Origin of the sequence: Streptomyces albicerus, from assembly GCF_008905045.1 — a bacterium.
Classification (GTDB): Bacteria; Actinomycetota; Actinomycetes; order Streptomycetales; family Streptomycetaceae; genus Streptomyces; species Streptomyces albicerus.
The window spans coordinates 1-8,095 of sequence record NZ_VWMY01000033.1 but is presented as its reverse complement, the minus strand read 5'-3'; the positions used below and the strand labels follow the sequence as shown (position 1 = coordinate 8,095).

The 8,095-nt window shown below is 71.0% G+C and carries 7 protein-coding genes; 3 read left to right on the top strand and 4 right to left on the bottom strand.

Annotated elements, in window-relative coordinates; genetic code table 11:
- Window positions 1–122: 122 nt before the first annotated feature.
- Window positions 123–986: a hypothetical protein gene (locus GAS53_RS28450; RefSeq protein ID WP_151480578.1), complete on the bottom strand. Its 864-nt coding sequence runs from the start codon at window positions 984–986 to the stop codon at window positions 123–125.
- A gap of 206 nt (window positions 987–1,192) precedes the next feature.
- On the opposite strand from GAS53_RS28450, the gene GAS53_RS28445 reads away from it, so the two are divergent.
- Both GAS53_RS28445 and GAS53_RS28440 read left to right on the top strand, forming a co-directional pair.
- Window positions 1,193–3,742, top strand: a complete 2,550-nt coding sequence (locus tag GAS53_RS28445; protein WP_151480577.1) for a M14 family zinc carboxypeptidase — start codon at window positions 1,193–1,195, stop codon at window positions 3,740–3,742.
- 123 nt (window positions 3,743–3,865) lie between these two features.
- Complete coding sequence (locus GAS53_RS28440) at window positions 3,866–5,014, top strand: serine hydrolase domain-containing protein (RefSeq protein ID WP_151480576.1); 1,149 nt, start codon at window positions 3,866–3,868, stop codon at window positions 5,012–5,014.
- Between the two features lie 128 nt (window positions 5,015–5,142).
- Here the strand turns inward: GAS53_RS28440 and GAS53_RS28435 are convergent, their stop codons facing one another.
- Together GAS53_RS28435 and GAS53_RS28430 are read right to left on the bottom strand one after the other, a co-directional pair.
- Window positions 5,143–5,562, bottom strand: a complete 420-nt coding sequence (locus tag GAS53_RS28435; RefSeq protein WP_151480575.1) for an organic hydroperoxide resistance protein — start codon at window positions 5,560–5,562, stop codon at window positions 5,143–5,145.
- A 104-nt stretch (window positions 5,563–5,666) separates the two neighbouring features.
- Complete coding sequence (locus GAS53_RS28430; protein WP_151480574.1) at window positions 5,667–6,689, bottom strand: NADP-dependent oxidoreductase; 1,023 nt, start codon at window positions 6,687–6,689, stop codon at window positions 5,667–5,669.
- A gap of 112 nt (window positions 6,690–6,801) precedes the next feature.
- Between GAS53_RS28430 and GAS53_RS28425 the strand changes: the two genes are divergently transcribed.
- Window positions 6,802–7,272 (top strand): MarR family winged helix-turn-helix transcriptional regulator, encoded by a 471-nt coding sequence (locus GAS53_RS28425; RefSeq protein ID WP_151480573.1) that lies wholly within the window; start codon window positions 6,802–6,804, stop codon window positions 7,270–7,272.
- A gap of 293 nt (window positions 7,273–7,565) precedes the next feature.
- Here the strand turns inward: GAS53_RS28425 and GAS53_RS55360 are convergent.
- On the bottom strand, window positions 7,566–8,095 hold a 530-nt coding region (locus GAS53_RS55360; protein ID WP_192583325.1), incomplete at its 5' end, for a hypothetical protein.

Below are 8,095 nucleotides of genomic sequence, written 5' to 3'. Positions count from 1 at the left end.
CCCCGCCCCCCCCCCCCCCCCCGGCCCCGCCCCCGACGAACCGACCGACACCCCCACCCACCCCAGGGGCGCGGGGAACTGCGCGACCAGCCCCCACCCACCCGCAGACGAACTCCCGGACATCACACCGGCTGCACAGCCACCACAACCCCGGGCTCCGCCGCAGGCGACACCGCCGCGGACACCCGCACCGCCGCAGCCCGAGCCACCCGCCCCGCACGAGACGCGGACGCCAGCAACACAGGCTGAAGCTGTTCGAGGCCGGAGACCACGAACTCCTCGCCGGCGATCAGCAAGGGACGCCCCGCCTTGAGGCCGGCGGCCGCCGCCTCCGTGAGGTCGGCGAGCGGCGGAAGCGCCGCTCGGACGACACCCGCCCCGGCCGCAGCCGCCCGTTCCGCCAGTGCCACCTGGAGCGGCAGCAGCGGAGCCACCGCCGCCGTCAACGCGTCAGCGATCCGCCGCAGTTCGGGAGACGAATCCCGCAACACATCCGCCGCGGCCCGGATCAGCGGGGCAAGGGCGAGAAGCACACCCGCCGACAGCCCCGCCGCCGCGGGCAGCAGCGGCGACGTGGCTTCCACCAGTTCGCCGAGCGCCTCCGCGGCCTCCTCCACAGCGGGCTCCACCGCATCGAGGACCGGCAGCAGACTGTCCCCGAGCGCCGCCAGCAACGCCTGCGCGGGCTCGCTCACCGGGTGAACGGCCAGCGGCGCCCCGCTCGTGCCCAGCCGCGTCAAGGTGTCCACGATCCGGTAGAAGGCCTCCTGGGCCTCCGGAGACGCACTCGCCTCGGCCAGCTCGGCGGTCGTCTCCCGCAACACCCGCAACACCTCGGCCCCCGAACCGTCGCGAGGATCAAAGGTGTTGATGGCGATACGCGTGATGTTCCCTGCCGTGTCCAGCAGTTGGCCGGTGATATCGGTCGTGTTGCGCGCGATACGCGCGACGTCATCCCTGCTGGGGAGCGACGGAATCGTTGCCATGGACTCTCCTCGCCTCACACACGCTCTGCCGGCCTGCTGGCGTCCACCCTCAGCATGCCCCCTCCACCCGCCCGAGCACCCGCCATCGGTGGCATCCGTGGCGGGCGTGACGCCAACGCCCCCTTGTTGCAAGCGAGTCGAACAGGTAGACCTCGCGTACCGATGTCAGACACGTCCACAGGAACCAGGAACCAGCGGAGGTACGCGTGCGCCTACCGAGACCCGCCCTGACAGCCACGGCCGCCGCCACCGCGGCGGCCGCCCTCCTGCTCACCCCGAGCGGCGCCGTCGCCGACCCGACGCCCCAGCCCCCGGTCCGCGAGGGCTCAGCCCTCTCCGACCGTGCCGCCAAGGCCCCTGAGAGCACGACCGAGCGGGCCCTGAACGCCCCGGTCACCGAGCTCACCGACGGCACCGGGACCGCCGGAGGCACCCGCGGCTACCCGCGCGAACAGGTCCTCACCCCGGACCCCGAGAACCCGGCCGACAAGTCCGTCAAGCTCGGCCTCACCCCGTACCACTCCATCGCCCCGAAGCTGAACGCCCTCCAGCGGCTCGGCGACCGCGTGAGCGTGGAGATCGCGGGACGCTCGGCCGGCGGCCACCGCCTCTACCTGGTCACCGTCACCGCGCCGGAGTCCGCACGGCAGGCCCGCACGCAGGAACGTATGCGGGAACTGATCGAGAACGCACCCGCGGCCGCCGCCAAGGACCCGGCGATCAAGCGCGGTTACAAGACGCCCGTCTTCTTCAACAACAACATCCACGGCAACGAGTGGGAGGGCACGGACGCCGCCCTCAAGCTGATCGAGCGGCTCGCGACGGCGAAGGACGGCACCACCCTCGATCTCCTCGCCCAGAGCCGCGTCTACTTCAACATCACCGCGAACCCGGACGGCCGGATCGCCGGCACCCGCGCCAACGCCAACGGCTTCGACCTGAACCGCGACTTCGTGACCGCCTCGCAGCCCGAGGTCCGGGCGATGCGACAGATCGCGATCGACAAGCAGCCCGCGGTGATGGTCGACCTGCACGGGTACGTCAACGGCACGCTCATCGAGCCGACCACGCCTCCGCACGGCGAGAACTACGAGTACGACCTCTTCCTGAAGAACACCTACGCCAACGCGCTGGGCATGGAGGCCGCAGTCAACGGCCTCGGCTACACGCCCGAGAAGGACGGCGTGGAGCCCGCCCAGATCCCGTTCCGGGACCAGGAGGAGGGCTGGGACGACTGGCCGCCGATCTTCACCCCGCAGTACATGCCGTTCCACGGGACGGTCGCGGCGCACACGGTGGAGTTCCCGATGGCGGTGAACAACGACGAGTACGACGACCTGCCGGTGGACGAACTCCGCCGCCGTGCGGCCATCAACGTGGACATCGCCGGCGCGGCGATGCGCGCGAGCCTCGACTACGCCCGGACCAACCGGACTTCACTCATCGCCGACCAGATCGAGGTCTTCCGGCGGAGCGTGACGGGCGCCGCGCAGGTCCCGGTTTCACCGGAGACCGTGCCGGGTGTCCCGGGCATCGGTCCGGAGGACGTCTACACCACCGACTTCCCTCGCGCGTACGTCATTCCGGCGGGCGCGAAGGCGCAGCGCTCGGCCACCGCCGCGGCCCGTCTCGTCGACCACCTGCTCGCCAACGACGTCCAGGTCCGGCGCGCGACAAAGGACTTCAGGCTCGCCGGCAAGGCGTACGCCAAGGGCTCGTACGTCGTCGATCTGCACCAGCCCAAGCGCGGTATGGCCAATGTGATGCTGGCCGACGGGCGGGACATCAGCGACAAGGTGTCGGTCATGTACGACATCTCCGGCTGGAGTCTCGGCCGGCTGTGGGGCGCGACGGTCGACTCCGTACGGACCTCGAAGCTCGCGGTGCCGGACCGGGCTGTCGACGAGGCCGCGGATGTCGGGTACGTGGCGCCGCGCGGCACGCTCCGGCTGCGTCTCGACGACGCCCGAGAGATCGCGGCCCTCAACTCCCTTCTGGCAGCCGGAGTTTCGGTGCGTCAGGCCGCCGACGGCAGCGCGATCGTGCCCGCCTCGGCCCGTGCGAAGGCCGTGGCCCTCGCGAAGCGGTACGACGTCGCCTTCGACGCGACGAAGGCCACCGGCGGAACCCCGCTCCACCGGGTACGGGTCGCCGCGGCCGTCACGCCGGGCGAGCTGTTCGCACTCCGTGAGATGAACTTCGACGTCGTCCCCGTCTCCACCGCGATCCTCAACGCGGGCTTCGACTGGTCGAAGGCGGACGTCCTGTTCGCCTCGGCCGGTCTGGACCATACGGGCCTCAACACGGCCGCACGCGCCGCCCTGGACGCCTTCCTGGCCCGTGAGGGTCTCGTCGGCCGCGGAGCCACCGGAGCGGCCCTCAACGCCGCCGCAGGGCTTCTCGCGGTCAAGCCCGTGGAGGGCAACGGAGACGCCAACGGCGTCGTGCGCGTGGTCAATTCGTCCGGCGGTGTGACCACCGGCGCCCCGGACCACAGCTTCGTCTACGCCCCGTTGTGGTTCACGGATCCCGGCCCTGGGGTCCGGGTGGAGCAGTCGTACGCGACCGGGAACCCGCTCGTGTCCGGCCACTGGCGCCCTCTGGAGGACGGCAGCGGCGGCCCGGCCCAGGCCGCGGGCCAAGCGGCGGTCGTCAGCGGTCCACACGCCGTCCTGTTCGGCACGGAGCCCCTCTTCCGCGACCATCCGAAGGGGGAATTCCCACAGGTCGCCCGCGCCTTGCTGACAGTGTCCTGAGGCCCTGAGGAGTTCCGAGAAGTCCGGAGACGTCCGGAGAAGTCCTCAGGGACACTCCGAGGACATTCCGCGAGAACTCCGAGAGAACATCGAAACCAGAACAGCGAAACGAGGAGAGCACGGATGGCACAGGAGATCCACGGCACCGTCGCCGAAGGCTTCGAGGCGGTGCGCGAGGAGTTCGCGTCCGTCGTCGCCGCCGAACGCCCGGACTACGCGGGCCAGTTGAGCGCGTACGTGCAGGGGCGGCGGGTCGTCGATCTCTGGGCCGGCGCGGACACGGACGGCGACACGCTGTTCGGTGTCTTCTCGTCCACGAAGGGGGCGGCCCATCTGGTGGTCGCCCTGCTCGTACAGGACGGCACGCTGGAGCTCGACCGTGAAGTGGCGCACTACTGGCCGGAGTTCGCCGCCGAGGGCAAGGGAGCGGTGACCCTGCGGGAACTGCTCGCGCACCGGGCAGGCGTGATCGGGGCGGACGCGGGCTTCACGTTCGACGAGCTGGCCGACGACCGGGTGGTCGCCGAACGGCTCGCCTCCCAACGGCCGTTCTGGCGGCCGGGCTCAGCCTTCGGCTATCACGCGCTGGTGATCGGCGCGCTGACGGGCGAGGTCGTACGGCGGGCCACGGGCCGCACTCTCCAGGAGCTGTACGAGGAGCGGATCCGCGCCCCGTACGGGCTCGGCTTCTATCTGGGGCTGCCCGAGTCGGAGGAGCCCCGCTACCGCTCCGTACAGCCGATGGCGCCCACGCCGCCGGAGCAGGCCCTGCTGGACGCCACGCCGAAGGGGCCGCACACGCTGGCGTCGATCGCGTTCAACGAGCACGTACCGGGGACGGGGACGCTGGTGGAGCACCCCAACTCCCGTACCGTGCGCGCCAAAGGCCCGGCCTCGGCGGGCGGGGTGGCCTCCGCGCGCGGGCTCGCCGGGATGTACGCGGCGGCCATCAGCCAGGTCGACGGCCGGGCGCCGCTGCTGAAGCCGGACGCGGTCGCGGAGGTCGGGCAGATCCATTCCGTCGGTTACGACCTGATCGCCCGCGCCCACAAGTCGTACGGGCTGGGCTTCCAGGCCACGGGGGACATGTGGCATCCCTTCCTGGGCGCGGGGGCCTTCGGCCACAGCGGTGCGGGTGGGTCGCAGGCGTTCGCGGATCCGCGTAGTGGTCTGGCGTACGGGTACACGCGGCGCCGGATCGCTTTCCCGGGCGGGGCGGCGCCGGAGAATCAGCGGTTGGTTCGGGTGGTTCACGGCGCAGCGCTTTCGTAAGCGGTGCGCCGTGAACCGGGGGAAGGGGGAGAGGGTTGTGTTGAAGCTGCGGGCCGGTGGGGGCTGGTCGCGCCCACGCGGCGGAGCCGCATATGTCACAGCCCCGCGCCCCTTACGGGGCTCGGTCCTCAGGTCAGTGTGACCGTGATGTTGCCCCTGGTGGCCTTTGAGTACGGGCATACCTGGTGGGCCTTTTCGAGCAGGTCCCGGGCCGTGGCGGCATCGACGTTCGGGATCTCGGCGGAGATCTCGACGATGATCCCGAAGCCGTCGTCGTTCTTGCCTATGCCGACCTTCGCGGTGACCGTCGAGCCGGAGAGGTCGGCCTTCTCCTTGCGGGCCACGACGCCGAGGGCGCCCTGGAAGCAGGCGCTGTAGCCGGCCGCGAACAGCTGCTCCGGGTTGGTGCCGGAGCCGCTGCCGCCCATCTCCTTGGGCGGGTTGACGACGACGTCGAGCGTGCCGTCGTCGGTGGAGACACGGCCGTCGCGACCGTTTTCGGCGGTGGCGACGGCGGTGTACAGGACCTCGGACTGCTGGATGGACATTCGGTGTGTTCCTCCTTGGTCCGCCGCGACTCGCGCCCACGATCGCGACAGGTTCGGAAAGAAGTTACCGCATGTCGGAAGTTCACCGACAGGGCTTCCGGGGCTCAGAGCTTGACGATCATCTTCCCGGTGTTGTCGCCGCGCAGGACCCCGAGGAACGCCTCCAGGTTGTTCTCGATGCCCTCGACGACGGTCTCGCGGTACTTGAGCTCGCCGGAGCGGACCCAGGGGCCGACCTCCTGGACGAACTGCGGCTGCAGGTCGTAGTGGTCGTTGACGAGGAGACCCTCGATACGGCCGCGGGTGGCGATGAGGCGGGCGAGGTTCTTCGGGCCGGGGGCGGGCTCGGTGTTGTTGTAGACGGAGATCATTCCGCAGATCGCGATGCGGCCACCGAGGTTGAGGGAGCCGATGGCGGCCTCCAGGTGGTCGCCGCCGACGTTGTCGAAGTACACGTCGATGCCGTCCGGGGCGGCCTCGCGCAGCTGCCGGGCCACCGGGCCGTCCTTGTAGTTGAACGCCGCGTCGAAGCCGTACTCCTCGACGAGCAGCTTGACCTTCTCGTCCGAGCCGGCGGAGCCGATGACCCGCGACGCGCCCTTGAGCCTGGCGATCTGGCCGACCTGGCTGCCGACGGCACCGGCGGCGCCCGACACGAAGACGGAGTCGCCCTCCTTGAAGGACGCGGTGCGCAGGAGGCCCGCGTACGCGGTGAGGCCGGTCATGCCGAGGACGCCGAGGTACGTGCTCAGCGGCGCGGCCTGGGGGTCGACCTTGACGGCCTGCTTGGCGTCGACCACGGCGTACTCGCGCCAGCCGAAGGAGTGCAGGACGTGGTCGCCGACCGCGATGCCCTCCGCGTTCGACGCGACGACCTCGCCGACCGCGCCGCCCTGCATGACCTTGCCGATCTCGAACGGGGCGACGTACGACTTCGCGTCGCTCATGCGGCCGCGCATGTACGGGTCCACGGACAGGTACTCGTTGCGCACCAGGACCTGGCCCGGGCCGGGCTGCTTCACCTCGGTCTCGACAAAGGCGAAGTCCTCGGGCTTGGGCCAGCCGACCGGGCGGGCGGCGAGGTGCCATTCGCGGCTGGTGGCGGGGAGCTCGGGGGTGTCGGTCATGTGGGGCGCCTTTCCGGGTGCTGCGGCTCTCATGCTTCAGATACTTCAGTACCTGAAACAACCATGCGCCTGGATATTTCATGTTGTCAAGTAACGGGGTAGCCTGGGATCCATGGCCACGCAGAAGACTTCCCGGATCGACCCTCTGACACTTGAGGTCGTCGACCTCATCGGCACGGTTGTGGCCCGGTATCACGAGGAGTACGAGGACGCTGCCGCTGAGCATGCGCTGACCGGGGCGCAGGCTCGGTTGCTGAGCCTGCTCTCGCTCGAGCCGTTGCCCATGCGGCGGCTGGCGCAGAAGTTGAAGTGCGAGCCGTCCAATGTCACCGGGATCGTGGATCGGCTGGAGGCGCGGGCGCTTGTCGAGCGGCGGCCCGATCCCGCGGACCGGCGGGTGAAGCTGGCGGCGGTGACGGAGGAGGGGCGGCGGGTTGCGCGGAGTCTGCGGGACTCGCTCCACTTCGCGCGCGAGCCCCTTGCGGGGCTCTCGCGAGAGGAGCGGGTGGCTTTGCGGGGGTTGCTTCTACGGATGCTCGAAGGCTCCGCCGGGCCGGGGGGATCGGGCTTGGGTGATGTGTGAGGTGCGGGCGGGTGGGGGCTGGTCGCGCAGTTCCCCGCGCCCCTAAAAAACCGGCGCCTGAGGCCCGTCGTCACCTACCGGCCGGCCTGGGTTGCTCGCGCAGTTCCCCGCGCCCCTAAGGGCCCTACCGGGCCCTCGGGCCCCGTCAGGGGCGCGGGGAACTGCGCGCTCAGCCCAAGACGCCCCCGCAGACCACATGCAACCCGAACCCCCACCCACCCAGGGGCGCGGGGAACTGCGCGACCAGCCCCCACCCAGCCGCACCTCACACGCCGAGCCCAGCGACCTCGTCGCTACGAGCACCACCAAAGAAATCGCGTGCACGTCTCCGACGGGATCGGCTCCGGGTCCGGGACCTTCGTCGTGGGTGCGGGATCCGGCTTGTCCGGGTTCGAGGTCGTGGAGTCGTCCGGGGGCGCCGGGTTCGCACGCGGGGCCGAGGACGTGGGGTCGGCAGTAGGAGACGGGGCGGCCGACTTCTTCGGGTCGTCCTTGTCGTCCTTCTTGGGCTTCTTCGACTCCGAGGCCGAGGGAGAAGCCGACGCGCCCGGAGACGAGGCGCCCGCCCCTCCGGCGGAACCCGAGTCGTCGCCCGACGACGCGGCGCCGTCCGCGGAGGCCGAGGAACCGGACGGCGAGTCGTCCGCGGCCGCCGAATTCGGCTCGGACGACGGGGCCTCCGTACCCAGCTCGGCAAGACTGAGTCCGCCCGCCGCGAGCAACAGCCCCGCCCCCACGAGCAGCACCCGCTTGCGCCGCCGCCGGTGCAGCGCGGCGCGCCGGTCGCGCCGGCTCGCCCGGACCCCGCGGCCGCCGCGGCGCC